Annotated in this window: 25 protein-coding genes and 1 tRNA gene; 15 read left to right on the top strand and 11 right to left on the bottom strand. The window is 67.0% G+C overall.

Features of this window, described 5'->3' with window-relative positions; all coding sequences use genetic code 11:
* Positions 1 to 224: 224 nt before the first annotated feature.
* From BLQ70_RS03895 to BLQ70_RS03870, 6 genes are all read right to left on the bottom strand, one after another.
* Positions 225 to 1,199 carry a tripartite tricarboxylate transporter substrate-binding protein gene (locus BLQ70_RS03895; RefSeq protein WP_091855866.1) on the bottom strand — a complete coding sequence of 325 codons (975 nt, stop codon included), beginning with the start codon at positions 1,197 to 1,199 and terminating at the stop codon, positions 225 to 227.
* A 65-nt stretch (positions 1,200 to 1,264) separates the two neighbouring features.
* Positions 1,265 to 2,776, bottom strand: a complete 1,512-nt coding sequence (locus BLQ70_RS03890; protein ID WP_061964793.1) for a tripartite tricarboxylate transporter permease — start codon at positions 2,774 to 2,776, stop codon at positions 1,265 to 1,267.
* A gap of 4 nt (positions 2,777 to 2,780) precedes the next feature.
* Entirely contained in the window at positions 2,781 to 3,299 is a 519-nt protein-coding gene (locus BLQ70_RS03885; RefSeq protein WP_091855865.1) for a tripartite tricarboxylate transporter TctB family protein, read from the bottom strand.
* Positions 3,296 to 4,282 (bottom strand): LysR family transcriptional regulator, encoded by a 987-nt coding sequence (locus BLQ70_RS03880; RefSeq protein WP_091855864.1) that lies wholly within the window; start codon positions 4,280 to 4,282, stop codon positions 3,296 to 3,298. Before BLQ70_RS03880 ends, BLQ70_RS03885 begins: the two co-directional genes overlap by 4 nt.
* A gap of 180 nt (positions 4,283 to 4,462) precedes the next feature.
* Positions 4,463 to 5,398, bottom strand: coding sequence for a DMT family transporter (locus BLQ70_RS03875; protein ID WP_244511887.1), 936 nt, complete (start codon positions 5,396 to 5,398; stop codon positions 4,463 to 4,465).
* An 81-nt stretch (positions 5,399 to 5,479) separates the two neighbouring features.
* The gene (locus BLQ70_RS03870) at positions 5,480 to 6,142 is read right to left on the bottom strand and encodes a glutathione S-transferase family protein (protein ID WP_091855863.1); all 663 of its coding nucleotides are present in this window, start codon (positions 6,140 to 6,142) and stop codon (positions 5,480 to 5,482) included.
* Between the two features lie 334 nt (positions 6,143 to 6,476).
* Here BLQ70_RS03870 and mgtE point away from each other — a divergent pair, with 334 nt between their 5' ends.
* Positions 6,477 to 7,844 carry a magnesium transporter gene (gene mgtE, locus BLQ70_RS03865; RefSeq protein ID WP_061964785.1) on the top strand — a complete coding sequence of 456 codons (1,368 nt, stop codon included), beginning with the start codon at positions 6,477 to 6,479 and terminating at the stop codon, positions 7,842 to 7,844.
* Positions 7,845 to 7,904: 60 nt separating this feature from the next.
* Here the strand turns inward: mgtE and BLQ70_RS03860 are convergent, their stop codons facing one another.
* Positions 7,905 to 10,871 carry a sensor histidine kinase gene (locus BLQ70_RS03860; RefSeq protein WP_139163481.1) on the bottom strand — a complete coding sequence of 989 codons (2,967 nt, stop codon included), beginning with the start codon at positions 10,869 to 10,871 and terminating at the stop codon, positions 7,905 to 7,907.
* 224 nt (positions 10,872 to 11,095) lie between these two features.
* On the opposite strand from BLQ70_RS03860, the gene BLQ70_RS03855 reads away from it, so the two are divergent.
* From BLQ70_RS03855 to BLQ70_RS03835, 5 genes are all read left to right on the top strand, one after another.
* Positions 11,096 to 11,491, top strand: a complete 396-nt coding sequence (locus tag BLQ70_RS03855) for a phasin (RefSeq protein ID WP_091855862.1) — start codon at positions 11,096 to 11,098, stop codon at positions 11,489 to 11,491.
* A gap of 95 nt (positions 11,492 to 11,586) precedes the next feature.
* Positions 11,587 to 12,435: a phasin family protein gene (locus tag BLQ70_RS03850; RefSeq protein ID WP_091855861.1), complete on the top strand. Its 849-nt coding sequence runs from the start codon at positions 11,587 to 11,589 to the stop codon at positions 12,433 to 12,435.
* 150 nt (positions 12,436 to 12,585) lie between these two features.
* Positions 12,586 to 12,662: transfer RNA gene (locus BLQ70_RS03845), tRNA-His, on the top strand.
* Between the two features lie 187 nt (positions 12,663 to 12,849).
* Positions 12,850 to 13,278 (top strand): Hsp20 family protein, encoded by a 429-nt coding sequence (locus tag BLQ70_RS03840; RefSeq protein WP_061964777.1) that lies wholly within the window; start codon positions 12,850 to 12,852, stop codon positions 13,276 to 13,278.
* Between the two features lie 111 nt (positions 13,279 to 13,389).
* Complete coding sequence (locus BLQ70_RS03835; protein ID WP_061965588.1) at positions 13,390 to 13,656, top strand: BQ00720 family protein; 267 nt, start codon at positions 13,390 to 13,392, stop codon at positions 13,654 to 13,656.
* 18 nt (positions 13,657 to 13,674) lie between these two features.
* On the opposite strand, the gene BLQ70_RS03830 is transcribed toward BLQ70_RS03835, so the two are convergent.
* Positions 13,675 to 14,451 carry an alpha/beta hydrolase gene (locus tag BLQ70_RS03830; protein WP_244511886.1) on the bottom strand — a complete coding sequence of 259 codons (777 nt, stop codon included), beginning with the start codon at positions 14,449 to 14,451 and terminating at the stop codon, positions 13,675 to 13,677.
* A 107-nt stretch (positions 14,452 to 14,558) separates the two neighbouring features.
* Between BLQ70_RS03830 and BLQ70_RS03825 the strand changes: the two genes are divergently transcribed.
* Both BLQ70_RS03825 and infC read left to right on the top strand, forming a co-directional pair.
* Entirely contained in the window at positions 14,559 to 15,776 is a 1,218-nt protein-coding gene (locus BLQ70_RS03825) for a glycosyltransferase family 4 protein (protein ID WP_091855859.1), read from the top strand.
* A 108-nt stretch (positions 15,777 to 15,884) separates the two neighbouring features.
* Positions 15,885 to 16,427, top strand: coding sequence for a translation initiation factor IF-3 (gene infC / locus BLQ70_RS03820; protein ID WP_061965586.1), 543 nt, complete (start codon positions 15,885 to 15,887; stop codon positions 16,425 to 16,427).
* A gap of 59 nt (positions 16,428 to 16,486) precedes the next feature.
* Here the strand turns inward: infC and BLQ70_RS03815 are convergent, their stop codons facing one another.
* Positions 16,487 to 17,083 carry a TetR/AcrR family transcriptional regulator gene (locus BLQ70_RS03815; protein ID WP_061965584.1) on the bottom strand — a complete coding sequence of 199 codons (597 nt, stop codon included), beginning with the start codon at positions 17,081 to 17,083 and terminating at the stop codon, positions 16,487 to 16,489.
* Between the two features lie 102 nt (positions 17,084 to 17,185).
* Here BLQ70_RS03815 and BLQ70_RS03810 point away from each other — a divergent pair, with 102 nt between their 5' ends.
* Positions 17,186 to 18,394 (top strand): MFS transporter, encoded by a 1,209-nt coding sequence (locus BLQ70_RS03810; protein ID WP_091855858.1) that lies wholly within the window; start codon positions 17,186 to 17,188, stop codon positions 18,392 to 18,394.
* Between the two features lie 61 nt (positions 18,395 to 18,455).
* Here BLQ70_RS03810 and BLQ70_RS03805 read toward each other — a convergent pair whose 3' ends face one another.
* A complete protein-coding gene (locus BLQ70_RS03805; RefSeq protein ID WP_061964769.1) occupies positions 18,456 to 19,481 on the bottom strand; it encodes an amino acid ABC transporter substrate-binding protein in 1,026 nt (341 codons plus the stop codon).
* A gap of 269 nt (positions 19,482 to 19,750) precedes the next feature.
* Between BLQ70_RS03805 and rpmI the strand changes: the two genes are divergently transcribed.
* Positions 19,751 to 19,951, top strand: coding sequence for a 50S ribosomal protein L35 (gene rpmI, locus BLQ70_RS03800; RefSeq protein WP_061964767.1), 201 nt, complete (start codon positions 19,751 to 19,753; stop codon positions 19,949 to 19,951).
* Positions 19,952 to 19,979: 28 nt separating this feature from the next.
* The gene (gene rplT / locus BLQ70_RS03795; RefSeq protein ID WP_061964765.1) at positions 19,980 to 20,354 is read left to right on the top strand and encodes a 50S ribosomal protein L20; all 375 of its coding nucleotides are present in this window, start codon (positions 19,980 to 19,982) and stop codon (positions 20,352 to 20,354) included.
* A 62-nt stretch (positions 20,355 to 20,416) separates the two neighbouring features.
* Here the strand turns inward: rplT and BLQ70_RS03790 are convergent, their stop codons facing one another.
* The gene (locus tag BLQ70_RS03790; RefSeq protein WP_091855857.1) at positions 20,417 to 21,178 is read right to left on the bottom strand and encodes an LOG family protein; all 762 of its coding nucleotides are present in this window, start codon (positions 21,176 to 21,178) and stop codon (positions 20,417 to 20,419) included.
* 99 nt (positions 21,179 to 21,277) lie between these two features.
* On the opposite strand from BLQ70_RS03790, the gene pheS reads away from it, so the two are divergent.
* Genes pheS through pheT form a run of 4 tightly spaced genes read left to right on the top strand, consistent with a single transcriptional unit; the run spans position 21,278 to position 26,405 of the window.
* Entirely contained in the window at positions 21,278 to 22,360 is a 1,083-nt protein-coding gene (gene pheS, locus BLQ70_RS03785) for a phenylalanine--tRNA ligase subunit alpha (protein WP_061964761.1), read from the top strand.
* A 28-nt stretch (positions 22,361 to 22,388) separates the two neighbouring features.
* Positions 22,389 to 23,570: a ceramide glucosyltransferase gene (locus BLQ70_RS03780; protein WP_091855856.1), complete on the top strand. Its 1,182-nt coding sequence runs from the start codon at positions 22,389 to 22,391 to the stop codon at positions 23,568 to 23,570.
* Complete coding sequence (locus tag BLQ70_RS03775; RefSeq protein WP_170843298.1) at positions 23,560 to 23,985, top strand: ASCH domain-containing protein; 426 nt, start codon at positions 23,560 to 23,562, stop codon at positions 23,983 to 23,985. The genes BLQ70_RS03780 and BLQ70_RS03775 overlap by 11 nt, the downstream gene beginning before the upstream one ends.
* Positions 23,982 to 26,405, top strand: coding sequence for a phenylalanine--tRNA ligase subunit beta (pheT, locus tag BLQ70_RS03770; RefSeq protein WP_091855855.1), 2,424 nt, complete (start codon positions 23,982 to 23,984; stop codon positions 26,403 to 26,405). The genes BLQ70_RS03775 and pheT overlap by 4 nt, the downstream gene beginning before the upstream one ends.
* Positions 26,406 to 26,475: the final 70 nt, after the last annotated feature.

The following is a 26,475-nucleotide window of genomic DNA, read 5'->3' as shown; positions in this document are numbered from 1 at the left end:
AGCGAACCTTCGGCGAGGACAACCGCAACGTGCTCGATCAGTTCCCGGAAAGCGGGTCACGAGATGTTAACGTTCGGAAACCGGAAGCAGAAAGAGCTTCAGGAACAGAGGCTTGCCTGGTCATGACAAAGGCGTGCTCCGGCGCCCGAGGGACGCTGCCGGGCCTGAAACGCAAACGGCGGGCCCGAAGGCCCGCCGCATGATCATTGGCGTCTCGCGTCCGTTTACTGCTTCGACGCGGCCGAGAGCGCAGGCGTCAGCTTGTCGGCGTCGCGTTTGATCAGGGCGGCGAAACCGGCCGGCGTCCGCTCCTCGGCGGTCGGCAGCACGGCGCCGAGGTCGAGCAGGCGCTTCTTGGTGCCTTCGTCGTTGAGGGCCTTGTCGAGCGCATCGACCAGCTTGTCCACGGCCTCCTTCGGCATGCCCTTCGGGCCGGCGATGCCGTTCCAGGCCTCGATCTGGTAGTCGGGCAGGCCGGCTTCCTTGGTGGTGGGCACGTCGGGCAGCGCCGGCGAGCGCTGGGCCGAGGCGATGGCATAGGCCTTGATGGTTCCGGCCTTGACCTGCTCGGAGACCGAGACGATCTGGTCGCACATGAAGTCGATCTGGCCGGAGACGAGGTCGTTCAGCGCCGGGCCGGTGCCGCGATAGGCGACGGCGTTGATCTTCGGCGTGCCGAGAATGCCCTTGAGCAGGGTGCAAGTCGTCCAGGAGACCGAGCCGAGGCCGGCATGGGCTTCGTTGAACTTGTCAGGGTTGGCCTTGACGGCGGCGACGAAGGCCTTGAGGTCGGGCGCTTCGAGATTCTTGCGCGCGACGATCAGGATCGGCGTGCCGCCGGCGAGCCCGATCGTCTGCATGCCGTTGATCGGGTCGTATTTCAGGCCGGGATAGGTGGCGGGGGCCGCTGAGAAGGTGCCCAGATGCCCCATCGCGATGGTGTAGCCGTCCGGTGCTGCGGTGACGGCGCGGGTGATGCCGGTCGTGCCGCCGGCGCCGGCGACGTTCTCGATCACGATCTGCTGGCCGAGCGTCTTCGACATGTGGTCGGCGACGACGCGGGCGATGATGTCGGTCGGGCCGCCGGCCGCGAAGGGCACGATCATGGTGATCGGCTTCGTCGGATAACCCTGCGCCTGCGCGGCGCCGGCGAAGGCCAGCGTGGCGGCGGCGGCAAGGCCGAGAGCGAGCTTCTTCATGCGTATTCCTCCCTGGAGATTGCGTGAAATGAAACTGGAGGGGGGCCGCCGGGGCGGCAACCCCGTCATTCGGTGAAGACCTCGTCGCGCTTCTTCGAGATCGCGGGCAAGAGCGCGATGGCGAGCACGATCGCGGCAACGATGAGCAGCCCCAGCGAGATCGGCCGGTTCTGATAGTCGATGAAGGTGTAGAAGGAGCCGCGCGAGATGATCAGCGCCTGCCGGAGCTTCTCCTCCATCAGCTTGCCCAGCACGAAGCCGAGCAGCATCGGTGCCGGCTCGAAGCCGAGCTTGATCAGCGCGTAGCCGAACAGGCCGAACAGCGCCGTGAAGGCGACGTCGGCCGGCTGGTTGTTCACCGAATAGATGCCGATGCAGCAGAAGATCAGGATCGCCGGGAACATCAGCCGATAGGGCACCTGCAGCAGCTTCACCCAGAGGCCGACCAGCGGCAGGTTGATGACGAGCAGCATCAGGTTGCCGATCCACATCGAGGCGATCATGCCCCAGAACAGCTCCGGGTTCTTGGTCATGACCTGCGGGCCGGGGATGATGCCGTGAATCGTCATCGCGCCGACCATCAGCGCCATCACCGCATTCGGCGGAATGCCGAGCGTGAGCAACGGGATAAAGGCGGTCTGCGCGCCGGCGTTGTTGGCCGATTCCGGCCCCGCCACGCCCTCGATCGCGCCCTTGCCGAAGCGGGACGGGTCGTCGGCGATCTTCTTTTCGACCGTGTAGCTGGCGAAGGGGCCGAGCACCGCGCCATTGCCCGGCAGGATGCCGAGGATGGCGCCGATGCCGGTGCCACGCAGCACCGGGTTGATCGATTGCTTGATGTCGCTCCAGTTCGGCAGCAGCCGGCCGATCTTGGCGCGGACGACGTCGCGCGCTTCGGGGGTTTCGAGGTTGCGCAGCACTTCCGCGAAACCGAAGACGCCCATGCCGAGCACGGCGACGTCAATGCCGTCCGAGAGCGAAGCGATGCCGAAGGTCAGGCGTTCCTGCCCGGTCTCGAGGTCGGTGCCGACCGTCGACAGGAGCAGGCCGAGCGCGATCATGCAGAAGGCCTTCAGGATCGAACCGCGTGCCAGAACCACGGCAAAGCACAGGCCCATCACCATCAGCGAGAAATATTCGGCAGGCCCGAACAGCAGCGCCAGCCGCGTCAGCGGCGCGCCGAGCGCTGCAATGACCATGGTGGCGACGGTGCCGGCGAAGAAGGAGCCGAGGGCGGCCGTGCCGAGCGCGATGCCGGCCCGGCCCTGCTTGGCCATCTGGTGGCCGTCGAGCGTGGTGACCACGGCGGTCGCTTCGCCGGGAATGTTCACGAGGATCGCCGTGGTCGATCCGCCATATTGCGCGCCGTAATAGATGCCCGCGAGCATGATCAGCGCGCCGGTCGGGTCGAGGCCGAAGGTGATCGGCAGCAGCATGGCGATGGTCGCGGTCGGGCCGACGCCGGGCAGCACCCCGATCAACGTCCCGACAAGGCAGCCGGTGAAGCAGAGCAGGATATTCTGGAACGTGAAGGCGACGCCGAAACCGACCGCCAGATGAGACATCATTTCAGCCATGGCGTCAGATTCCAAGCAGCCAGGGGGCGAGGGGAATTGGCAGTCCCAGCCCATATTTGAACAGCAGCGCGCAGCCGAACGTCATCACGGCCGCGAAGATCACCAGCTCCTTCAGGCTGCGGTCGCTCGCCGCCATGCCCGAGAACAGCACGACCAGCGGCCCGGCGATGACGAGGCCGAGCGAAGGCACATGGATCGGCCCGAGATCGAAACCGCGGATCGCCAGCGCGAAAAGGACGGTCCCGCCGAGGACGTGAACGACGGCGCGCCACGACCAGGGCGTCAGGGCCTCGCCGTGATAGCGCAGCGAGCTCAGCGCCAGAATCACGCCCAACGCGCCGCAGATCGTGGCGATGGATTTCGGCAGCATGCCCGCCCCGATCTGCCGCAGGCTGCCCATGGGCAGATCCCAGGCCATGAACACGGCCACGCAGGCGAACACGATCATGAACACCCCTGCCCACATGTCCTGCGTCGATCTTACGCGCAGACCCTGTGCCCGCTCTATCTGGTTCAAACTCATGAGGCTCCTCCGATTGGCGACCCGGTGCGGGCGGTTCGTTTCTGCGGTTTCGGTGCCACGAAGGGCAGGACGTGGCGTTCGTCGAGCAGCGTCACGCTCTCCCTGAGGATCGCGAGGAAGTCGTCGCGGGAGGGCAGCTTCTGCTGCGGACGCCAGGAGACGCCGACGAGCGCGCCCGGCGGCGGTGGATCGAGCATCGCGCCGCGCAGGCGCCGCATCGTCACGCCGGGGAAGGATAAGCGCGAGACCCAGTCCGGAGCCAGCGCCATGCCGAGCCCGGCCGCGACCGCCGACATCATCGCCGGCTTCTCGGTCGCCTCGATGGTGACGTTGGGAACCGCGCCGACGCTCTCGAAATAGGCCATGACCAGATCGTAGGCGTAAGGCCGGATGCGCTTGGACGGCACGACGAAGGGCTCGCCGACGAGATCGAGCATGGTCAGGTGCTCGCGCGCGGCAAGCGGATGGTTCTCGTTCAGCACCACGATCGGGCGCTCGACCCGCAGGATCTCGAAGGCGCAGTCGGTCGGCTTGCGGGGCGGGCGAGTGAGCGCGAGGTCGAGCTTGCCGGCCTCCAGCATCTGGACGAGCGCGGCCGTCATCGCCTCGACGAACTTGATCTCGATGCCGGGGAAGCGGGCGCGGAAGGCCATCAGCGCCTCCGGCACGAAGCTCGACGAGGCCGCGTCGATCGCGCCGACGCGCAGCACCTTGCCCGAAGCGAGCGAGGCCTCGCGCACGGCACGCGAGGCATGCTCCATCTTGACCAGGATGCCCTTGGCCTCCTCGAGCATGATCAGCCCGGCGCGGGTCATCGCGACCTGCCGGGTCGTACGCGTCAGCAGGGCGACGCCGAGTTCGTCTTCGAGGGCGCTGATCTGCCGCGACAGCGCGGGCGGCGCGACGCCGAGCCGCTCGGCTGCCCGGCCGAAGTGCAGCTCTTCCGCCACCGCGATGAAACATCGCAGCTGCCGCACATCCATGAGCCGTCCCCTGTCCCGTGTATCGCTTGCCGCGATATCTCTATCGGTGGCCGTCGCCAATAGCGGTTCCGACCAAGGTGTCGATCCTACAGAAATTCATAATCTTTTGACAACAAAGCCTTTCGGCTGAGTGCCGTCAGGGCGCTCGGCTGATGAGAGGCCCGGAAAAGATATGCGGGATCAGGCGGTTGGGGCGGGTCTGGCCTGGGCGATGCGCGCGATGCGGCCATCGATCAGGGCGAGCCCGACGAAGATCGCAGCCATGCCGGCGAAATGGCGCGGCAGCAATTCCTCTCCCAGGAGGCCGGAGCCGAGCAGGATGGCGCTGACAGGGATCAGAAAGGTGACGAGCATGACGTTGCTCGGCCCGGCCGTGCGCATGATCCGGAAGAACAGGAGATAGGCGAGCGCCGTCGAGATCAGCGCCAGTCCGACGAGGGCGAGAAGCGCCTGCTGCGACGGTACCGGCAGCGTCCAGGGCGGATGCATCACGAAGACGATCGGGATCATCATCAATGTCGAGGCCGAAAGCTGACCGGTGGCGGCGACCAGCGGCGACACGCCCCTGAAACGCCGGCCGAGCAGGCCGGAAAAGGCATAGGAGACCGCGGCGAGGATGCAGGCGAGCTGCGCCGCCAGATTGGAGCCGAGGCCGCTGAGCGCATCAGGCCCCATCAGGATGGCGACGCCGATGAGGCCGGCCAGCACGCCGCCGAGCTTCAGTCCCGTCGCCTTCTCGTTGCCGAAGCAATGCATCACCAGCACTGCGAAGATCGGCGTGGTCGCGTTCAGGATCGAGGCCAGACCACTCGCGATCTGCTGCTGGCCCCAGAGGAACAGGCTGAACGGGATCAGGTTGTTGAGGATGCCCATCCCGAAGAAGGCGAGCCAGAGTTCGCGCCCGACCGCCATCGACTGGCCTGCGATTCGCACGACCAGAAGCAGCGCCAGCGCCGCGAGGCCGACGCGCACCTGCACCACGGCGAAGGGCGGCCATTCCGCCACGGTCAGCTTGTTGAAGAAGAACGAGCCGCCCCACAGGATCGACAGGACGATCAGCAGGAACCATTCGAACGGGCCCATGCGCAGCGCGGGAGCGGAGGTCGGCGGTGTCATGGCGGAAGCTCTGCTCGCTGGCCGGGTCATCCCGCGTCAGTAGGCGGCCGGGCAAGGCCCGGCCACCCGGATTCTGCGCGCTCAGGCAGCTTCGGCGTCGCGCGCCTCCCACATCGCCTGGAAGGCCGGCCGCGCCTGGCAGGCTTCGAGCCAGGCCTTCACGCGTGGATTGGCATCGAAGAGCTGCGTCGCCGGCTTGGCGTAGCGGATCACCTCCGCAACGTTGATGTCGGCGACGGTGAAGCGGTTGCCCATCACATAACCGCCATTCTCGGCCAGCGTCTGGTCGAGCACGCCGAACGGACCGGGCAGGGCGGCGAGCGCGGCCTCGACCAGCTCAGGCTTGCGCTTCTCCGGCGGATAGGCGGCGAGGTGGAACTGCAGGTTGAGCGCATGGCTCTCGCATTCGGTCGCGGCCCAGAGCGACCACATCACGGCCAGCCCTTCCTCCTGCGCGTCCTTCGGAGCGAGCGGGCCGCCATGCTTGCGGGCGAGATAGAGGTTGATCGCCAGCGATTCGTGCAGCTTGAAGCCGTTGTCGTCGATGCTCGGGATATGGCCGTTCGGGTTGATCTTTAGGAAATCGGCGCTGCGGGTGTGCAGCGGCACGCCCGGCGCCTTCGGATCGGGCAGGCGATAGGCCTGGATCACCGGCACATGGTTGAAGGGCAGGCCGAGCTCGTTGGCGAGCCAGATGACGCGCGTCGCGCGCGAGCGGTAACAGCCATAGATGGTCAGGGACATCGGCGGAATCCAGCGAGAGAGGGCGGACGACGACGAGGCCGACTGAAAGCGCCGGTTCGTCACCTGTGACAATAGGCCGGGCAGGCCGCATCGGCCAATGCCAATGATCGGCCCGCGAGCGAGGTAAAAACCGTTTGACGCGGGCGCTTTGCGGGTGCATTGGCCTCGTGCCTCCGGCCCCTGCGGCCGGCTGCTCACAGGAAACCCCGACCCGATGCCAAGCGACAGTCCCAGCCGACAGTCGAAGCCGTCCGCCGCCGCCTCGCGCGCCTGACCGGGTCCCCCGGCTCGCCTGCGATCCGGCCACGACGGCCCGATCGCAAGGAATAGAGCCATGAACGATACCGCCGCCACGACGGACCTCCTTGCCGTGACGCTGGCCCAGACGCTGGCGCAGGAACACGTCGCCGACATCGTCGAGACGTTGAACGACCAGGACGACGCGACCATCGCGCATGTCCTGGCCGAACTGCCGTTCGAACGTGCCGTCGAGGTGCTCGACCAACCCGAGCTCACCGCCGCCGCCGAGGCGGTGGCGCTGCTGCCCGACCAGCGCGCCGGTGCGCTGCTCTCCGCCATGTCGGCGGACCGGGCGGCCGACGTCTTCCAGGAGTTCGACGAGGAGACGCGCGCGCGCGTCAGCGGGCGTCTCGATCGCCAGACCCGCTCCGATCTCAAGAAGCTGCTGGCCTATCCCGAGCACAGCGCCGGCTCGATCATGACGACCGAGTTCGTCAGCGTGCCCTCGAACTGGACGGTGCAGCAGACGCTCGACCATATCCGCCGCGTCGAGCGCTCGCGCGAGACGGTCTACGCGATCTACGTGCTCGATTCCGTGACGCGCAAGCTGGTGCGCGCGGTCTCGCTCAGGCGCCTGATCAGCGGTGATCCGGAGGCGCCGGTCGAGTCGGTCGTGCCGGCGCACAAGCCGATCTGCGTCACTCCGGAAATCGATCGCGAGGAGGTGGCGCGCCTCATCACCAAATACGACCTGCTGTCGGTGCCTGTCGTCGACGCGGAGGAGCAGCTCATCGGCATCGTCACCTTCGACGACGTCATCGACGCGATGATCGCCGAGACGACCGAGGACGTGCAGAAGCTCGGCGGCATGGAGGCGCTGGACCAGCCCTATAACGAGATCGGCTTCGTCGCGATGATCCGCAAGCGCGCCGGCTGGCTCTCGATCCTGCTGGTCGGCGAGATGCTGACCGCATCCGTCATGCAGTTCTTCGAGGGCGAGCTCGAGAAGGCGATCGTGCTGACGCTGTTCATCCCGCTGATCATGAGTTCGGGCGGCAATTCCGGCTCGCAGGCAACTTCGCTGATCATCCGGGCGCTGGCGCTGCGCGAGGTCACGCTGAAGGACTGGTGGCGGATCGCACTGCGCGAATTGCCGACCGGCCTCACGCTCGGCAGCATCCTCGGCGTGATCGGCGTCGCCCGGATCGTCGCGTGGCAATGGCTCGGCTTCTACGATTACGGGCCGCACTGGATGCTGATCGCCGCAACGGTCGGCGGCGCGCTCGTCGGCATTGTTACCTTCGGCTCGCTCGCCGGCTCGATGCTGCCTTTCGCGCTGAAGCGGCTCGGCTTCGATCCCGCCAGCGCCTCGGCGCCCTTCGTCGCGACGTTGGTCGATGTCACCGGTCTCGTGATCTATTTCGGCGTGGCGGCGCTCATCCTGACCGGGACGCTGCTTTGACCAAATGAAAAAGCCCGGGACATCGGTCCCGGGCTTTTTAGTGTCTATGTCGCCGTTCGATCAGCTCGCCAGCACGCGCTGCGGCGGGAAGGTGATCTCGACCAGCGTGCCTTCTTTCTTGACGCTGGTGATCGCCATCGCCGCGCGGTTCGCCTCGACCAGCGCCTTGGTCAGCGGCAGGCCAAGGCCCGTGCCGCCGGCACGCCGCGTCGTCGGCACCTGGCGGAAGGGTTCGAGCGCGAGGCGGAGTTCGTCGTCGTCCATGCCGATGCCGGTGTCGCGGACCCTGAGGATCGCTTCGCCCTGGTCGCCGAGCGCGGTCGAGATGATGACCTGCCCGCCGGCATCGGTGAACTTCACCGCGTTCGAGAGCAGGTTGATCGCGATCTGCCGGATCGAGCGCTCGTCGGCGACGACCGGCGGCAGCTTCGGTGACAGCCCCGAGCGCAGCACGACGCGGCCGCGTTGCGCCTCCGGCTGAAGCAGCGACACCGTCGACAGGGCGATCTCGTTCAGGTTGACGCTGACGAAGTCGAGATCGAGCTTGCCGGCTTCGATCTTGGCGAGGTCGAGCAGGTCGTTGACCAGGCTGATGACGTAGCCGCCTGACTGGTGGATGTCGCGCAGATATTCCTTGTAGCGCTCGTTGGCGATCGGCCCGAAGCGCTCTTCCGCCATCACCTCGGCGAAGCCGATGATGGCATTGAGCGGCGTGCGGATCTCGTGGCTGATCTTGGCGAGCACGTCGGATTTCTGCGCGCTCGCCATCTCCGCCGCCTTGCGGGCCTCGACCAGCTCGCCCTCGGTCTTCTTCCAGGCGGTGATGTCGCGCAGCACGGCGCAGAAGCGGGGCTCATTGCCATGGGCGATCTGGCCCATCGTCATGAACAGCGGGATCTTGCCGCCCTGGCGCACGCGGCCCTGCACCTCGCGCCCGTCATTCAAGACGGACGCGACGCCGCCGCCCTTGAGCCCTTCGAGATAGTCGAGGGCGGGAGCATGGCTCTCGCTGGCGAAGAGCAGGGTGAACAATTCGCCGGTGACCTCGCGCTGGTCGTAACCGAACAGCGCCTCGGCCGCCTTGTTCAGCGACAGGATGCGGCCGCGATCGTCGACGGTGACGACGCCGTCGGTCGCGGTGTCGAGCATGGCGGTGAGCTCGCCGATGCGGGCATCGCGCGCATCGGCATCGAGCCGGAGCGCCTCGACCCGGGCCGCCGATTCGGCTTCCTCCGCCGCGAATTCGGCCGCAAGCTCGGCTTCCTCCGCTTCTTCCGGCGTCAGGACCGGCACGTCGCTGCCATCGCCGTTGGGATGGCGGAAGGCCATCAGCGTGGCGGGCTCGTCCTGCCAGCTCACGCTCGACAGCACGGCGTCGACGCTGACGAGATGGCCGAGCCGGTCGAGCAGCGTCATCGTGCCGCCATCGGCGCGGGCGGCTTCCTTGATCAGGCGGCTGACCTTGCCGCCGGCCTTCAGGTCGGCGAGATCGGCATAATCCAGCAGCTCGAGCAGCGTGCGGTTGGCATAGAGCGCCTCGTCGCCGCGATTGACGAGAACGGCGATCGGCAGCCGGTCGAGCACGTCGGCGTGGGAATTGCGGTGGCGCGCCGGGGCGGAAGCCGCTTCGGCCTCCGCGGCCGGTTTCGCCGCCGGGGTCTCTTCCTTGTCCTTGACCTGCAATGGCGCGACCGGGGGCAGGCGCGGCGTGCTCGGCTCGTCATCGCCGGCCAGTCGCGCGCCCAGTGCCTTGGCGATCTCGCGGAAGGCGTTGCGCTCGGCCGAGCTCAGATGCGCCTTCGACGGTTCGAGCACCGGTCTGATCGCGGTCAGATGCCCGTTGCGCAGCGGCACGATCTTGCCGGGCAGACGCTCGGGCTCTGGTGCAGCGGGCGCTTCGGAAGCAGGCTCTGCCGCAGCATCGTCCTGCGGCTGGTCCAAATCGATCGAGGCGGCGGCTTCGTCTGCCTCCTCCTCGCGGTCGTCCTCTGGCAGATTCGAAAGATCGTCCGCCTCGGACATGCTGACCGCCGGGACTTCCTCGCCGGCCGAAGTGGCCGCGATCAAGTCGTCGGTGACAGGCAATGCGGCTGGAGCATCCTCCATTGCGGCAAGGTCGGCCGCAGGTTGCGCATCGTCGTCCTGAATGGCTTCGGCGGTCGCGCCATCCTGTTCCGCCTCGACCTGTGCGTCCGCTGCCGCGGTATTCGCCGCGGGGATCGGGAACGGGCAGCGCTCGTTGAGCCGGGCGATGCCGAAGCCGCGGAAGCCCGCGAGCTGGCGCCCGGCATCGAGCACCGGCACGCCCGAGAGCTCGACCGGCGCGGCCTCGCCAGGCGAATCGGTGCGCCACAGCAGGCCATGGCCGCTCCAGGTCGCGGGATTGGCGAAACGTTCGATCAGGCCGCCATCGCTGTCGGCGAAGACGGAGCCGAGCAGGTCATGCCAGCGCTGGCCGATCAGCCTGGCCGCAGCCGCCTGCCCGGTCAGAGTGGCGATATTGTCGGAGAGCTTGGTCAGCCTGCCGTCGCGATCACTCTGCCAGAGGAAGCGGACCATGGCCGGCCTGGCGGGCGCAGGGGCCTCGCCCTGAGGTGCAGCCGGGGCGGGGGCGGCGACCGGCGCAGCTTCGGCGGGGGCGGCCTGCGGAACGGCGACGCCGAGTCGGCGCAGCTCGGAGGCTTGCACGGCGATGGCCAGAACGGAGCGCCCGTCGGGTAGCGAAACCAGCTTGCTGCCGCAGGTGACGGGAACTGCGGCGAAGCTTGCGGTCAGGCGCAGGCGCTCTAGCCGGATGCCATTGGCGGAGGCCATGCCGCCGGCCAGCAGGTTCAGGCGCTGCCGGGTCGGTGCCGGCAGGCTCGTCTGCCCGCCGAGCAGCGCTTGTGCAGCAGCGTTGGCGAAATGCGGCTTCTCGGCAGCCGGATCCCACAGCAGCAGGGCGCCGCCGGCTGCAAAGGCTGCAAGGGCTGCGTCTTCAGCCGCTGCCATGCTCCACCTCGCCCAGTCCTCTCCGGCCTCGCTCATGCCTGCCTGCTCGTTCGATCCGCGCCCGTTATGCCTAACAAAGCCTTAATAGACCCCAAACGGCGGCAAATCCATGGAACCGAAGATCGCTCTCCCGCTTCTCATGGAAACAGCGTTAACATGGCGGCCGTCACCAATTGTCACGCTGTTGTCATTGCGGCGCAACAATGATATTGCAGTGCACAATGATCTAGGGATGGATCACCACACGACAGGAGGATTCGATGAACGGCAAGCTGCCTTATGAAGTGCCCACAGAAATGCGCGAGTTCGCCGAGCGCAGCGTCGAGCAGGCCCGCAAGGCGTTTGACGGCTTCATGGGCGCTGCCCACAAGGCTGTGGACAATGCCCATGGCTCAGCCGAGAACGCCCGCGCCAACACGCAGGACGCGACCCGCAAGGCCATCGCCTATGCAGAGAACAATGTCGCGGCCGCGTTCGATTTCGCCCAGAAGCTGGTGAAGTCGAAGGATCTCACCGAGGTGATGCAGCACCAGTCGGACTTCCTGAAGTCGCAGGTCGCCGCCTTCCAGAACCAGATCAAGGATCTCGGCACCGCCGCGCAGGATGCCGCGACCAAGGCCGCCGAGACCGTCAGCAAGGCGACCAAGGGCCGCTGAGGCCTGCTGATTCGGCGCCGGATGGCGCCGATACCGCTTTTCGGCCGGACCGCGTGGGTCCGGCCTTCGCCGTTTGCCGCTGAAGGAGAGCCGCCATGGTCAAGCCTGCTCCGACCCGGACCAAGTCCAAGGTCCCGGTCAGCCTGTCCCCGGTGAAGGCGCTGACGCCTGCACCGGCCGCGACGCCGCCCGCTGCCGCGCAGGCCGAGAGGCCGAAGGTTGCCACTCCCGCGCAACCTGCCGTCACCGCTGCTCCGGCCAAGCCCGAGCCCGTCAAGGTCACCGCTCCCGCGCCGTCGCCGGTCGCAGCGGCCAAGCCTGCTCCCGTGGCCAAGCCGGCTCCTCTGGCCAAGCCCGCCGTCGCGAGTGCCCTGAAGAAAGCGGCGCCGGTCAAGATTCGCGTCGAGAAGCCTGTCGCGAAGGTCGCGGGGCCGAAGGTTGCCGCGAAGGCCATCAAGCCTGCCGCAGCGGTGTCCAAGGCTGTAGCTGCCGAAGTGAAGCCGGCGCTCGTCAAGCCAGCAGTCGCTGAGACGGCATCCGCCAAGCCCATCGTCGCCAAGTCGGCGCCTGTCGCGGTCGCCCCTGTCGCCCCGGTCGCAAAGCCGGCGGAGCCCGCTCCCGCGCCGGCTGCCAAGGCGCCGCCGCAGCCCGCTTCGCTGCCCTTGCCGCGCCCGCCCGAAGCGGCTGCCGTCGTCACCGCGACTGCGATGAGCCAGGCCTTGACCATGGCACGCGCCTTCGGAGCCCTGCAGGCCCGCATGCTCGACCATGCCTGCGCCGAGCTGGAGGCGACGCTGGGCGACGCACAGACGCTGGCGCGCAGCAACAGCGCCTCGGAGGCGATCGCGTTACAGGCCAAGGCGGTGCGCCGCAGCTACGAATCCTATGCCGAGCACCTGAAGGAGCTCGCCCGGACCGCCAACGCGGCCCTGCGCAAGGATTGATCCAGCGGCCGGATTCGGCGCGCGCCATCGCTGCGCCGAATTTCCGGAGCCGGAGTTGAATTACGCGGTTGCAAAAGCCGAGACTCGGCACTAGGGTCCGCGCCGCTGACGACCCCGCCGCGGCGGCCGGTCGCGAAGCCCTCGGTACGGGCAGCCATAGCTCAGTTGGTTAGAGCGCTAGATTGTGGATCTAGAGGTCCCCCGTTCAAGCCGGGGTGGCTGTACCATTCTCCTTCCGGACATCGTCGGAATTCCGCCTCGCCTGACGGGTTGCCGGCTACCGGCCGCTCCTCTTGAAGCGGCCTCTGCTCTTCGCCATATCTTGTTCAAGCGGAAGGGTTCGCCTTTCGCCCGCGGGGTGCTGCCGGCGGCGGGTCCCGATGTCTGTGAGGCGCCTTTCGAGGGCCTGGAGCGATGACGCGTACGCCTAGCCTGTCTCACCCGTTCCTGCTCGGCTTCGACGATATCGAGCGTGCGCTCGATCGCGTCGCCAAGGGCGCGAGCGAGGGGTACCCGCCCTACAATATTGAGCGGCTGACCCGGACGGAGGACGAGCCCGATCGCCTGCGCATCACGCTGGCCGTCGCGGGCTTCGCCCGGGAGCAGCTCGAGATCACGCTGGAGGAGAACCAGCTCACGATCCGTGGCCGCCAGGGCGACGACAAGAATCGCCAGTTTCTGCACCGCGGCATCGCCGCCCGTCAGTTCCAGCGCAGCTTCCTGCTGGCCGACGGCATGCAGGTTCTCGGCGCCGATCTGTCGAACGGCCTGCTGGCGATTGATCTCGTCAGACCGGAACCGGAACGGCTCATCCGGCGTATCGATATCATGAGCCGGGAGTAGAGGACGGAGACCCGTCCAGCTTTTGAAGGATGCGTCAGCGGTTTTCGCATCTGTTCATAATTGAAGGCGCAGTATCAGAACCGCATTCGCACTGCTCTGAAGGAGGGCGCGATGAAACAGGACAGCAATCTTATCCAGACCAACCCGCTGACCCCCGCGGAATTCGCCGCGCTCGGTGCTGGCGAGGTCGCCTATATCAAGTCGATGAGCTCGGACGAGCTGATGCGGATTTTCCCGCAGGCGCCGAAGATCGAATCCGGCTTGCAGCTCTTCACCCTGCTCTCGGCCGACGGTGCTCCGATCCTCGTCACGGATTCGCGCGAGGCCGCCACGGCCAATGCCTGGGAGCACGATCTGAGGATGGTCAGCGTCCACTGACGCCGGTCATTCCGATCTTCAGGGCGCGGTCGCCATCCCGGCGACCGCCGACTGCAATCTCACGATATCGTCCGGCGTGGACAGGCGGTGATCGCCATCCTTGATCAGCGTCAGCACGACCGGGTCGCCGCTGAGATGCTCGACCAGCTTCAGCGCCTGGCGCCAGGGCACGTCGGGATCGCGCATGCCCTGCAGGATATGCACGGGGCAGCCGGCCTTGATCTCGCCGCCGAACATTAGGTGCCGGCGCCCGTCCTCGATCAGGGCGCGGGTGATCGGCGTCGGATCGGGGGAGTATTCCGAAGGCCGCAGCCAGACGCCCTCGTCGAGGATCGTCCGGCGGATGGAATCGGGCATCTGCGCCCACATCAGGTCCTCGGAGAAATCCACCGCAGGTGCGATCAGGACGAGCCCGGAAGGCTGCAGGGGTGTGCCGAACAGGCGGCGTGCCGCGAGCAGCGCGATCCAGCCGCCCATCGACGAGCCCACCAGGATCGGGCGCTGACGACACTGGCTTTCGATCGCGGCAACCGCATCGTCGAGCCAGTCCGACAGGGTGAAGCTGCCGAAATCGCCATCGCTCTCGCCGTGGCCGCCATAGTCGAAGCGCAGGCAGGCCCGGCCGTTGGTGCGGGCCCACTCCGCCAGAGCCTCGGCCTTGGTCGCACGCATGTCGGAGCGGAAGCCGCCGAGCCAGACGATCGGGGCGCCGGTTCCCTCCTGCAGGAGATAGGCGAGGCGGCGCTTTGTGGGGTCGTCTCCGACCTCGAGCCATTGCGGCGGCTGGCGCTCCAAGGCAAATCTCCTGTGACGAATCATCCGGCCGCGGCGATTAAAGGCTGCGGCTAGCAATCGATAGGGGCATATTCGCCCTCGTTTACGAAAGTCCAGACCGAGAGCGAATGTCCTTCAAGCCGGGTGCCCACCTTTCACTGCCTTCGACCGAAACGCATCCACTGGCGGGGCGGACGATCCTGCAGATCATTCCCGAGCTGGAAGCGGGCGGGGCCGAGCGCACCGCCGTCGATATCGCCAAGGGGCTGACAGATGCCGGCGCACGTGCGCTGGTCGCGACCGAAGGCGGGCGCCTCGTGGCCGAGTTGCAGGCCAAGGGCGGGGTCTGGCTGCCGTTCCCGGCGGCCTCGAAGAACCCGGTCGCGATGCTCCTCAACATCCGCAAGCTCGCACTGCTCTGCAAGCAGGAAGGGGTGGAGCTGATCCACGCCCGCTCCCGCGCCCCGGCCTGGGTCGCGTTGGGTGCGGCGAGGTTGCTGAAACTGCCCTTCGTCACCACCTATCACGGCTCCTACAACAGCCGCTCGGCGGTGAAGACGCTCTATAATTCGGTGATGGCGCGCGGCGACGTGGTCATCGCCAACTCCGCCTATACGGCCGGCCTGATCTTGGCGAAGCATCCGGTGGCCGGCGACCGCGTCAGGGTCGTCAATCGCGGTACCAATTTCTCCGCCTTCGCGCCGGCCGCGGTCGGGGCGGAACGGGTCCAGGCGCTGCGCAACGCCTGGGGCGTCGAACCGCATCAGCGCATCGTGCTGCTGCCCGGTCGCCTCACCAACTGGAAGGGCCAGCGCGTCCTGATCGAGGCCGCGCGCCTGATGCGCGACGGCGGGGACACCGATACGGCCTTCATCCTCGCCGGCGATGCGCAGGGGAGGGACGGCTACGTCAAGGAACTCGATGCGCTGATCGCCAAGGCCGGTCTCGAGGGCCGTGTGAAGCGTGTCGGCCACTGCAGCGACATGCCAGCGGCGATGCTCTCGGCGGCGGTCGTCGCGGTGCCCTCGACGGACCCCGAAGCCTTCGGTCGCGTTGCGGTCGAAGCGCAGGCGATGGGCACACCCGTCGTGGTCTCAGATCTCGGCGCGGTGCCCGAGACGGTTCTGGCACCGCCGCAGGCTCAGCCTGGCGAACGAACCGGCTGGCGCGTGCCTCCGGGTGATGCTCCGGCTCTCGCGGCCGGCCTGAAAGAGGCGCTGGCGCTCCGGCCATCCGCCAGGGATGCGCTGGCGCGACGCGCGCGGGTGCATGTCGAGCGGCATTTCTCGCTGGAGGCGATGGTCTCCGAGACGCTCGACGTCTACTGCGCGCTGCTCGGGGGCTAAGCCGGCGGGAATGCCCGCCATCGCGGTGTCATGCATTGACAACGCGCATCATTGTGCAATGTGTCTGCAACAACGGCGCGAAGCGCGCCAGATACAGGAGAATACCCCATTCGTCGTCCGTACCGCGCTGCCCCGACCCCGACCAAGGAAGGTCCCCGCTCGAACCGCGACATTCGCGGAGTGCGTGATGTTCAGCTCATCGACGATACCGGCGCCAACCGTGGCGTGGTCTCGTTCTTCGATGCGCTGAAGCTCGCCGAGGATGCCGGTCTCGACCTTGTCGAGATCGCCCCGAACTCCGTTCCGCCGGTCTGCAAGATCCTCGATTACGGTCGCTTCCGCTTTCTCGAGCAGAAGAAGGCCTCGGAGGCGCGCAAGAAGCAGCGCACCATCGAGATCAAGGAAATCAAGCTGCGTCCCGGCATCGACACGCATGACTACGACGTCAAGATGAAGGCCATGCACGGCTTCTTCGAGGAAGGCGACAAGGTGAAGGTCACCCTGCGCTTCCGCGGCCGCGAGATGGCGCATCAGGATCTCGGCGTGAAGGTGCTCGAGCGCGTCAAGGTCGATACTGCCGAGGTTGCCAAGGTCGAGAGCGACTGGCAGCTCGAAGGCCGCCAGATGGTGATGGTGCTCGCGCCGCGCTGAGGCGCAAGCGATCGCTTCTCAGGCGAGATGCAGAAAAAGGGCGCCTCGGGCGCCCTTTTTCATGTCGGCTTGCTCAGAAGGCCGTCGAGCATCGCGTCGAAGGCGTCGGTCGCGCTTTTCAGGGCCGCCTCCGGCTCCGGCGCATGCGCGATCCACTGCGCCGCATGCTGGGTCGCACCGAAGATCAGGCGCGCCACGGCCTCGGGATCGAGCGGCGCCAGTACGCCCTCGGTGACGAGCTCGTCCAGACCCCGGGTCATCATCCGGATGCAGTCGTTCTGGATCGGCCAGCTCCAGGGGTCGCCGAGCACGGCCGGGCCGTCGCGCAACGTGATACGCTGGATTTCCGGCTCCAGCGCCATGGCGAGATAGGCGGCGCATTCGTCGCGGAAGCCGGTCCAGCGATCCTCGGCCCTGGCCGAGACCGCGCGCAGCCTGACCGTCATCTCCGCATCGATCTGGTCGAGCACGGCGGCGAACAGGCCCTTCTTGTCGCCGAAATGGTGATAGAGCGCGCCGCGTGTCAGCCCGGCTGCCGCCGTCAGCTCATCCATCGAGGCTGCCGCATAGCCGATCGTGCCGAACGCCTCGCGCCCGGCGGCGATCAGGCTGGCGCGGGTTTCCGCGATCATGTCGGCACGAAGTCTGCGGGCCATCATATCCTCTTCACATACGCCCCGTATGTTAATTGACATACGGGGCGTATGCAATTACCCACTGACATACGCGGCGTATGTCCGCCTTATCCGGTCCGAGCCATGCCTAATCCCTATCGCGAGATCTTCCAGGCGCCCGGCGCCTTCGCCTTTTCCTCCGCCGGCTTCATCGCCCGCCTGCCGGCCTCGATGGTCGGGCTGGGCATCGTCACCATGCTGTCGGAGCGGCGCGGGGAATATGCGATCGCCGGCGCGGTGGCCGCGACTTTCGCGCTCGCCAGCGCGCTGATCACGCCGCAGGTCTCGCGTCTGGTCGACCGCTACGGCCAGCGCCGCGTGCTGATGCCCGCCGCCGCGGCCGGGGCGTTGGCGCTCGGCGGGCTGATGGTCGCGACCTGGGCGGGCGCGCCGAGCTGGCTGCTCTTCGTCTTTGCATTGCTCGCCGGCCTGATGCCGAGCATCGGCGCGATGGTCCGGGCGCGCTGGACCGAATTCTATCGCGACACACCGCAATTGCGCACGGCCTTCGCCTTCGAATCTGTGGTCGACGAGGTCATCTTCATCGTCGGGCCGATCGTTGCGATCGGGCTCAGCGTCGGCGTGTTTCCTGAAGCAGGGCCGCTCGCCGCCCTGATCTTCCTGGTCGTCGGCGTGCCCTTGCTCTGCGCCCAGCGGCGCACCGAGCCCCCGGTTCGCGCCGATACCGCAGGACTGGATACCTCGGTCATCCGGCTCGGCGGCGTCCAGGTCGTCGTGCTCGCCATGATCGCGATCGGCGCGATCTTCGGCACGGCCGAGATCACCGCGGTCGCCTTCGCGGAAGCGCAGGGCCAGAAGGCGGCGGCAAGCCTCGTCCTCGCCGTTTACGCAGCAGGTTCGCTGATCGTCGGCCTCGTCTTCGGGGCGCTCAGGCTCAGGGCCTCGCTCGCCACGCAATTCCTCGCGGCGGTCGCGCTCGCGGCAGCGACGACCTTGCCGCTGCTCGCCGTGACCGGGCTCGCCTCGCTGGCGCTGGTCTTCTTCATGGCGGGCGCGGCGGTCTCGCCGACGATCATCATCGCCATGGGCCTGATCGAGCGTCTGGTGCCGCCGCGCCAGCTCACCGAGGGCATGACCTGGGGCATCACCGGGATCGGCATCGGCATGGCCGCGGGCGCTTCGGCCGCCGGCGTGCTGATCGATGCCTTCGGCGCCCCTAGCGGCTTCTGGATCTCGGTGGGGGCGGGGGCTGCGGCGCTGTTTGTGGTCCTTGCAGGCTACAGCCGCCTGCTCGGCCTACGCGCCGAAACCCTGGTCTGCGAAGCCGCCTGAGAGCCGCCGGCGACAAGGGCCGCTCCCCAAAAGGAGCGGCCCGATTTCAGTCGGTCCGTCCTCAGCGGATCGGCGGGGCGTATTGCAGGCCGCCCTGGGTCCAGAGCTTGTTGACGCCTCGCGGCAGCGAGGTGCGGGTATTGGCGCCGAAATGCCGCTCGAAGCTCTCGCCGTAATTGCCGACGGCCTTGATGATCCGCACGACCCAGTCATTGCTGAGGCCGAGGGATTCGCCGAACTTGCCCTCGCTGCCGAGCATGCGGCGGATTTCCGGGTTCTGCGAGGACTTCGCCATCTCCTCGACATTGGCCTGGGTCACGCCGAGCTCCTCGGCATTGATCAGGGCGAAGACCGTCCAGCGCACGAGGTCGAACCAGGCCGCGTCGTTCTTGCGCACCCAGGGGCCGAGGGGCTCCTTGGAGATGACCTGCTGCAGCAGGATGTGCTCCTCGGGGTCCTTGAGCCGGCTGCGGGTCCCGGAGAGCGCCGAGAGATCGGTGGTATAGGCGTCGCAGCGGCCGGCCTCGTAGGCCTGGACGGTGTCGTCGAGCGTGGCGAAGGCGACGGTCTCGAACTTGATGCCGTTGGTGCGCCCGTAATCGGCGAGGTTGAGCTCCGTCGTGGTGCCCTGCGCCACGCAGACCGAGGCGCCGTTGAGATCCTTGACGTTGGTCACGCCGAGCTTCTTGCGCACGATGAAGCCCTGCCCGTCATAGTAGTTGACGGCGGTGAAGGTGAGGCCCTGGCCGATGTCGCGGCCGAGCGTCCAGGTCGTGGTGCGGGCGAGCACGTCGATCTCGCCGCTCTGCAGCGCGACGAGCCGGTTCTTGCTCGACAGCGAGAGATAGCTCGCCTTGTTCGGGTCGTTGAAGATCGCCGCCGCCAGAGCGCGGCAGAAATCGGTGTCGAAGCCCTTCCAGACCCCGCCATTGTCCTGCAGCGAAAAGCCGGGCACGCCCTCGCTGGTCCCGCAGATGATGTTGCCGCGCGCCTTGATCTTGTCGAGCGTCGACTGGGCAAGCGCGGGAGCGGAGGCGGCGGCCGTCAGGGCAAGGCCTGCGGCGAGATTGAGCAGAAGCTTCTTCACGGAACTGTCTCCAGATGCGGAACACGCCTGTTGACCTTACGGCGTGACGATCGTTTGAAGAAGGCAGACGAAGGGCTGCTGCTTTTCCGGGCAGCCTCACCGGTTATTGCCGGCTTCGCACTTGCAATAGCGGTCATTTTCTGCGATAGGCCCGGCCTTCGATCGCCCGGCTGATAAGGGCTGCCGTGGCGATCGTGCTTTGCTTCCTGAAAGCAAGACATTGGCAACGCGTTCAAAAGACGCGCAGCCACGACCATTGAGGAGCTCAAATGCCCAAGATCAAGACGAAGTCGAGCGCTAAAAAGCGCTTCAAGATCACCGGAACCGGCAAGGTGATGTACGCCCAGGCCGGCAAGCGTCACGGGATGATCAAGCGGACCAACAAGCAGCTCCGCAATCACCGCGGCACCACCGTCCTGTTCGAGGGCGATGCGGCCAACGTGAAGAAGTTCTTTCTTCCCAACGGCTGACGCCACCTGACATTCCGGAGATCATGACATGGCTCGCGTGAAACGGGGCGTAACAGCCCACGCCAAGCACAAGAAGACGTTCAAGGCCGCCAAGGGCTTCTATGGCCGCCGCAAGAATACGATCCGCGCCGCCAAGGCGGCCGTCGATCGCTCGATGCAGTACGCCTATCGCGACCGCAAGAACAAGAAGCGCACCTTCCGTGCGCTCTGGATCCAGCGTCTCAACGCTGCGGTGCGCGAGCACGGCCTGACCTATTCGGCCTTCATCGGTGGCCTGATCAAGTCGGGCATCGAACTCGACCGCAAGACCCTGTCGGCCATGGCCATCGACGATGCAGCCTCGTTCGCTGCCGTGGTCGAGACGGTCAAGGGCGTGCTGGGCGCCGAAGCCAAGGCCGCCTGAGCAGCCTTGCATCGCTGAATTGGAAAAGGCTGGCGGTGACGCCGGCCTTTTTCGTTGTCGCTTTATGTCTGCACGCTGCCGTTCTTCGGCGGGTTCCAGCCTTCGCCGGCGCCTTCGACGATCCGATCGTAAGCCTCCTCGGGCGAATCCGCGTAGCTGAACAGCTTGAGGTCATCGGGCCGGATGAAGCCGGCCGCGGCCATCGCATCGAGGTTCAGCAGGCCTTTCCAGTAGCCGGAATCGTAGAGCACGATTGGCACCCGCCCCATCTTGCCGGTCTGGACCAGCGTCATGATCTCGAACAGTTCGTCGAGCGTGCCGAAGCCGCCGGGAAACACCACCAGCGCCGCGGCCCGCATCGCCAGATGCATCTTCCGCATCGCGAAATAGTGGAACAGGAAGGTCAGGTCCGGCGTCGACCAGGCATTCGGCTCCTGCTCGTGCGGCAGGGTGATGTTGAAGCCGATCGAGATCGCGCCGGCTTCGGTTGCGCCGCGGTTCGCGGCTTCCATGATGCCGGGGCCGCCGCCGGTGGCGATGACGTGATGGCGGCCGGCCTCGCCATTCCGCAGTGCGCCGCCGCGTTCGGAGGCGATGTGGCCGAACTGCCTGGCGGCCTCGTACCAGGGATTGCCCTCGCGCACCCGCGCCGAGCCGAAGACGACGATGGTCGAGACGACGCCGCGCGCCCTCAAGCTGTCCTCCGCCTTCTGGTACTCCAGCATGAAGCGGGCGCCGCGGGTCGAATCGCCCAGGATGAAATCGGGGTCGAGCGCGGCCAGCCGATAGGACGGCGAATCCTTCTGGGCGGTATTGTCGGTCAAGGCATCCTCCTCAAGTCGTCGCTTCGCTCTGGCATAAGCCGGCCGTTCCCGCTAGAACGCGCCCGTTCCCACGCCTTCAAACGCTTGCGACTTAAATTCATGACCGATATCGCCATTCTGGAACGCGACGTCCTCGCCGCGATCGATACTGCCGCCGACGAAGCCGCCGTCGAGGATCTGCGCATCGCTGCGCTCGGCAAATCCGGCTCGATCTCGGCGCTGCTCAAGACGCTTGGCGCGATGACGCCGGACGAGCGCAAGGAGAAGGGCCCGCAGATCAACGGCCTGCGCGATCGGGTTCAGGGCGCCATCGCGGCCCGCAAGGAAGCGCTGGGCGAGGCCGCTCTGGAAGCCCGGCTCGCCTCCGAGCGCGTCGACGTGTCGCTGCCGGTGCAGGAGGGTCCGGAAGCGCGCGGCCGCATCCATCCGATCAGCCAGGTCATCGACGAGATCACCGCGATCTTCGGCGATATGGGCTTCGCCATCGCCGAAGGGCCGGATGTCGAGACCGATGACCTCAACTTCACCAAGCTGAATTTCCCGGTCGGCCATCCCGCCCGCGAGATGCACGACACCTTCTTCTTCGCGCCGGATTCGAATGGCGAGCGCAAGCTGCTGCGCACCCACACCTCGCCGGTGCAGGTCCGCACCATGCTGGCGCAGGAGCCGCCGATCCGCGTGGTTTGTCCGGGCCGGACCTATCGCAACGATTCCGACCAGACCCACACCCCGATGTTCCATCAGGTCGAGGGGCTCGTCATCGACAAGTCGGCCAATCTCGGCCACCTGAAATGGGTTCTGGAAGAGTTCTGCAAGGCGTTCTTCGAGATCGACGACGTGAAGATGCGCTTCCGCCCGTCCTTCTTCCCCTTCACCGAGCCCTCGATGGAGGTCGACATCCAGTGCTCGCGCAAGGGCGGCGAGATCCGCTTCGGCGAGGGCGACGACTGGCTGGAGATCCTCGGCTGCGGCATGGTCCACCCGAATGTGCTGAAGAATTGCGGGCTCGACCCGGAGGTCTATCAGGGCTTCGCCTGGGGCATGGGCATCGACCGCATCGCCATGCTGAAATACGGCATGGCGGACCTGCGCCCCTTCTTCGAGGCCGACGTGCGCTGGCTTGCGCATTACGGCTTCCGTCCGCTCGACCTGCCGACGCTGACGGGCGGCCTCTCCTCGTGACGGCACGGGCCGGACAGGGGAGGGCGCGATGACGCCTGCGGGCTGGGCGGCGGCGATTGCCGTGCTGCTGGTCGCGATGAACCTGGTCAGCCAGGCCATTGCGCTCTGGCGGCTGCGCCGGCCCCTGCAAGGCTCGGCCCTGCTCGATACCTTGCCGCCGGTCACCATCGTCCGTCCGGTGCGCGGCATCGAGGCCTTCAGCCGCGAGACGGCCGTCTCCGGTCTCGAACTCGACTATCCCCGCTACAGCACGATCTTCTGCGTCGCCGACGCGCATGACCCGATCATCCCGCTGATCGAGGAATTGATCGGCATCCACGGCGCGGAGAAGATCCGCCTGATCGTTGGCGACGTACCCGTCAGCGCCAACCCCAAGCTCAACAACTGCGTGCGCGGCTGGGAGGCAGCAACGACCGACTGGGTCATCCTCGCGGATTCCAACGTGCTGATGCCGAAGGACTATATCCAGCGCATGCTGGCCGCCTGGCAGCCGACGACCGGTCTGGTCTGCTCGACGCCGGCCGGTTCCCGGCCGGCATGCTTCGGCGCCGAAGTCGAATGCGCCTTCCTCAACGCCTTCCAGGCGCGCTGGCAATATGTCGGCGAGGCGCTGGGCCTCGGCTTCGCGCAGGGCAAGTCGATGCTCTGGAACAAGCCCTTCCTCGACGCGAACGGCGGCATCGCCGCGCTCGGCGCCGAGATCGCCGAGGACGCGGCCTCGACCAAGCTGGTGCGCAATACCGGCCGGCAGGTCCATCTCGTCGGCCAGCCCTTCGAGCAGCCGCTTGGCCGGCGCCGATTGAGGGACGCCGTGCAGCGCCAGTTCCGCTGGGCGCGGCTCCGTCGCGTGACCTTCCTGCCCTTCTTTGCGCTGGAAATTCTGGCCACGCCCTTCCTGGCGGCTCTGCTGGCCGTTTTCGGGGCTTCCGCTCTCGGCCTGCCGGTCTGGCTGGCGCCGTTGCTCGTGCTGCTGGTCTGGTATGCCGGAGATATCGTGCTCTCGGCCAGCGTTGGCTGGTTCCTGAACTGGCGTTCGCCCTTCGCCATGCTGGCGCGCGACATCACCTTTCCCGGCATCTGGGTTTATGCCTTCGTCGGGGGCGAGGTGAGCTGGCGCGGCAACGCGATGAAGATCCGCACCGACGGCGCCAACAAGCTCAACGATGCGGTGCCGGCTGCACCGGCACAGGCAGGGCGCGATGGCCACTGACCTGATCGCGTCCCTGCCGGAGCGCTATCGCGGCTGCCCGAGCTTTTCCTTCGGCGACAGTCCGGAGCTGGCGACCGAACTCGCGGCGCTGGTCGTCAGCGGCCGCAAGATCGCGACGGTGAACACGCTCGATGCGCCCGATTGCCCGAAGCTGAACGAGCTTTGGGTCGTGCTCGACGGCACCGGACGGGCCGTCTGCGTCATCGAGACGCTCGAACTCATCGAGCGGCGCTTCGACGAAGTTGACGAGGCCTTCGCCTTCGACGAAGGGGAGGGCGACCGCTCCCTGGCCTTCTGGCGGGACGCCCACGAAACCTATTTTCGGCGCATCGGTGTCTTCAGCCCCGACATGCCCTTGCTTTGCGAACGCTTCCGTCTGGTGGAAGTGCTCGCCCCGATGGACGTAGACGCATGAAGTTCACGATTTCCTGGCTCAAAGAGCATCTCGATACCGACGCCTCCGTTACGGAGATCACGGATGCCCTGACCCGCGTCGGCCTCGAGGTCGAGGCGATCGAGGATCGCGCCGCCGCGCTTTCGGCCTTCACCATCGCCTATGTCATCGAGGCGAAGCAGCATCCGAATGCCGATCGCCTACGCGTCTGCATGGTCGATACCGGCGCGGGCGAACCCGTTCAGGTCGTCTGCGGCGCGCCGAATGCCCGCACCGGCATGAAGGGCGTGTTTTCCCCCCCGGGCAGCTATATCCCCGGCAAGAAGGTCACGCTCGGCAAGGGCGTGATCCGCGGCATCGAATCGAACGGCATGCTGGTCTCGGAAGCCGAGCTCGAGCTCTCCGATGATCACGACGGCATCATCGATTTGCCAGCCGATGCGCCGGTCGGCCAGCCCTACGCTCCCTATGCCGGGCTCGACGATGCCGTGATCGAGATCGCGGTGACGCCGAACCGCGCCGATGCGCTCGGCGTCGCGGGCATTGCCCGCGACCTTGCTGCCGCCGGTATCGGCAAGCTCAAGTCGCAGGTCATCCAGCCGGTGCGCGGCTCCTTCCCATGCCCGGTCAAGGTCACCCTCGACTTCGCCGAGGAAGACCGGAAGCTCTGCCCGGCCTTCGCGCTGCGCCTGGTGCGGGGCGTCAGGAACGGCCCCTCGCCGGACTGGCTGCAGGCGCGCCTGCGCGCCGTGGGCTTACGCCCCATCAACGCGCTGGTCGACATCACCAATTTCATGACGCTCGACCGCAACCGGCCGCTGCATGTCTTCGACGCCGCCAAGGTGAAGGGCAACCTCACGGTGCGCCGCGCGAAGCCCGGCGAGACCATCCTCGCCCTCGATGGCAAGACCTATACGCTGACCGACGAGCAGGTCGTCATCGCCGACGAGCATGGCGTTGAATCGCTTGCCGGCATCATGGGCGGCGAAGCCTCGGGCAGCAGCGAGGCGACCACCGACGTGCTGATCGAGAGCGCGCTCTGGGACACGCTGAACACCGCCCGCTCCGGCCGCGCGCTCGGCATCAATTCGGATGCGCGCTATCGCTTCGAGCGCGGCGTCGATCCCGATTTCACACGCCCCGGCCTCGACCTCGCGACCGCGCTGGTGATCGAGCTCTGCGGCGGCGAAGCGTCCGAGATGGAGTTCGTCGGCGACCTGCCGGATAGCCCCGGCGCGATCGACTTCCCCTGGTCCGAGGTCAAGCGCCTGACGGGGCTGGAGCTGCCGCAGGCGGAAATGAAACTGGCGCTGACCTCGCTCGGCTTCCATGTCTCGGGCGCTGGCGACCGCGTCAAGGTGGCGCCGCCGTCCTGGCGTGCCGATGTCGGCGGCAAGGCCGATCTCGTCGAGGAGATCGTGCGTATCGCCGGCCTCGATCGCGTCGCCTCGACGCCGCTGCCGCGCATCAAGGGCGAGGTGATCAAGCCGGTGCTCACCGTGCTGCAGAAGCGCACGCGCATCGCCAAGCGCACGCTTGCGGCGCGCGGCCTCGTCGAGGCCGTGACCTGGTCCTTCATCTCGCATGATCAGGCCAAGCTCTTCGGCGGTGGTTCGCCCAGGCTCGCGCTCGCCAACCCGATCGCAGCCGATCTCTCGGACATGCGCCCCTCGCTGCTGCCGGGCCTGATCCGCGGCGCACAGAGCAACGCCGATCGCGGCTATCCCGATGTCGCGCTGTTCGAGGTCGGCCAGATCTTCAAGAGCGACGAGCCGGAAGGCCAGCTCATCGCGGCGGCTGGCCTGCGCCGCGGCAGTGCCCGTCTCGACGGCGTCGGCCGCCGCTGGGATGGTGGCGCCAAGCCCGTCGACCTGTTCGATGCCAAGGCGGACGTGCTCGGCCTGCTCTCGGGGCTCGGCATTCCGACCGGCGGTCTCCAGATTGTCGCCGGCGGTCCGGCCTGGGCCCATCCCGGCCGCTCGGCCACGCTCCAGTTCGGCCCCAAGGGCGTCATCGGTGCCTTCGGCGAGGTTCATCCCAAGATCCTCAAGGCGCTCGACGTGAAGGGGCCGCTGGTCGCCTTCGAGATTCATCTCGACGTGCTGCCGCTGCCCAAGGCCAAGCCGACCAAGGTCAAGCCGAAGCTCGCGCTGTCCGACTTCCAGCCGGTGACGCGCGACTTCGCCTTCATCGTCGACAAGGCGGTGGCGGCCGGCGACATGGTCAAGACGGCGCAGGGCACCGACCGCGCGCTGATCGCCAATGTCGGTGTCTTCGATCTATATGAAGGCGCGGGCGTCGAGGCCGGCAAGAAGTCGGTCGCGCTGGCGGTCACGCTGCAGCCGACCGAGAAGACGCTGACCGAGGCCGAGATCGAAGCCGTCGGCAGCAAGATCGTCGCCGAGATCGGCAAGCGCTACGGCGCGACGCTGCGGGGCTGACAGCGTCATCCAATAACGCGCGTCATGCTCGGGCCTGACCCGAGCATCCCGTGCCGGATGAGGCTCCCGC

The organism is Allobosea robiniae (assembly GCF_900102525.1).
GTDB classification, from domain to species: domain Bacteria; phylum Pseudomonadota; class Alphaproteobacteria; order Rhizobiales; family Beijerinckiaceae; genus Allobosea; species Allobosea robiniae.
This window is presented reverse-complemented; position numbering and strand designations above follow the sequence as displayed.

Excerpts from the sequence above, each read along its gene's own strand:
- BLQ70_RS03895 (WP_091855866.1), bottom strand. The coding sequence starts at position 1,199 with ATGAAGAAGCTCGCTCTCGGCCTTGCCGCCGCCGCCACGCTGGCCTTC.
- BLQ70_RS03890 (WP_061964793.1), bottom strand. The coding sequence starts at position 2,776 with ATGGCTGAAATGATGTCTCATCTGGCGGTCGGTTTCGGCGTCGCCTTC.
- BLQ70_RS03885 (WP_091855865.1), bottom strand. The coding sequence starts at position 3,299 with ATGAGTTTGAACCAGATAGAGCGGGCACAGGGTCTGCGCGTAAGATCG.
- BLQ70_RS03880 (WP_091855864.1), bottom strand. The coding sequence starts at position 4,282 with ATGGATGTGCGGCAGCTGCGATGTTTCATCGCGGTGGCGGAAGAGCTG.
- BLQ70_RS03875 (WP_244511887.1), bottom strand. The coding sequence starts at position 5,398 with ATGACACCGCCGACCTCCGCTCCCGCGCTGCGCATGGGCCCGTTCGAA.
- BLQ70_RS03870 (WP_091855863.1), bottom strand. The coding sequence starts at position 6,142 with ATGTCCCTGACCATCTATGGCTGTTACCGCTCGCGCGCGACGCGCGTC.
- mgtE (WP_061964785.1), top strand. The coding sequence starts at position 6,477 with ATGAACGATACCGCCGCCACGACGGACCTCCTTGCCGTGACGCTGGCC.
- BLQ70_RS03860 (WP_139163481.1), bottom strand. The coding sequence starts at position 10,871 with ATGAGCGAGGCCGGAGAGGACTGGGCGAGGTGGAGCATGGCAGCGGCT.
- BLQ70_RS03855 (WP_091855862.1), top strand. The coding sequence starts at position 11,096 with ATGAACGGCAAGCTGCCTTATGAAGTGCCCACAGAAATGCGCGAGTTC.
- BLQ70_RS03850 (WP_091855861.1), top strand. The coding sequence starts at position 11,587 with ATGGTCAAGCCTGCTCCGACCCGGACCAAGTCCAAGGTCCCGGTCAGC.
- BLQ70_RS03840 (WP_061964777.1), top strand. The coding sequence starts at position 12,850 with ATGACGCGTACGCCTAGCCTGTCTCACCCGTTCCTGCTCGGCTTCGAC.
- BLQ70_RS03835 (WP_061965588.1), top strand. The coding sequence starts at position 13,390 with ATGAAACAGGACAGCAATCTTATCCAGACCAACCCGCTGACCCCCGCG.
- BLQ70_RS03825 (WP_091855859.1), top strand. The coding sequence starts at position 14,559 with ATGTCCTTCAAGCCGGGTGCCCACCTTTCACTGCCTTCGACCGAAACG.
- BLQ70_RS03815 (WP_061965584.1), bottom strand. The coding sequence starts at position 17,083 with ATGGCCCGCAGACTTCGTGCCGACATGATCGCGGAAACCCGCGCCAGC.
- BLQ70_RS03810 (WP_091855858.1), top strand. The coding sequence starts at position 17,186 with ATGCCTAATCCCTATCGCGAGATCTTCCAGGCGCCCGGCGCCTTCGCC.
- rpmI (WP_061964767.1), top strand. The coding sequence starts at position 19,751 with ATGCCCAAGATCAAGACGAAGTCGAGCGCTAAAAAGCGCTTCAAGATC.
- rplT (WP_061964765.1), top strand. The coding sequence starts at position 19,980 with ATGGCTCGCGTGAAACGGGGCGTAACAGCCCACGCCAAGCACAAGAAG.
- pheS (WP_061964761.1), top strand. The coding sequence starts at position 21,278 with ATGACCGATATCGCCATTCTGGAACGCGACGTCCTCGCCGCGATCGAT.
- BLQ70_RS03780 (WP_091855856.1), top strand. The coding sequence starts at position 22,389 with ATGACGCCTGCGGGCTGGGCGGCGGCGATTGCCGTGCTGCTGGTCGCG.
- BLQ70_RS03775 (WP_170843298.1), top strand. The coding sequence starts at position 23,560 with ATGGCCACTGACCTGATCGCGTCCCTGCCGGAGCGCTATCGCGGCTGC.
- pheT (WP_091855855.1), top strand. The coding sequence starts at position 23,982 with ATGAAGTTCACGATTTCCTGGCTCAAAGAGCATCTCGATACCGACGCC.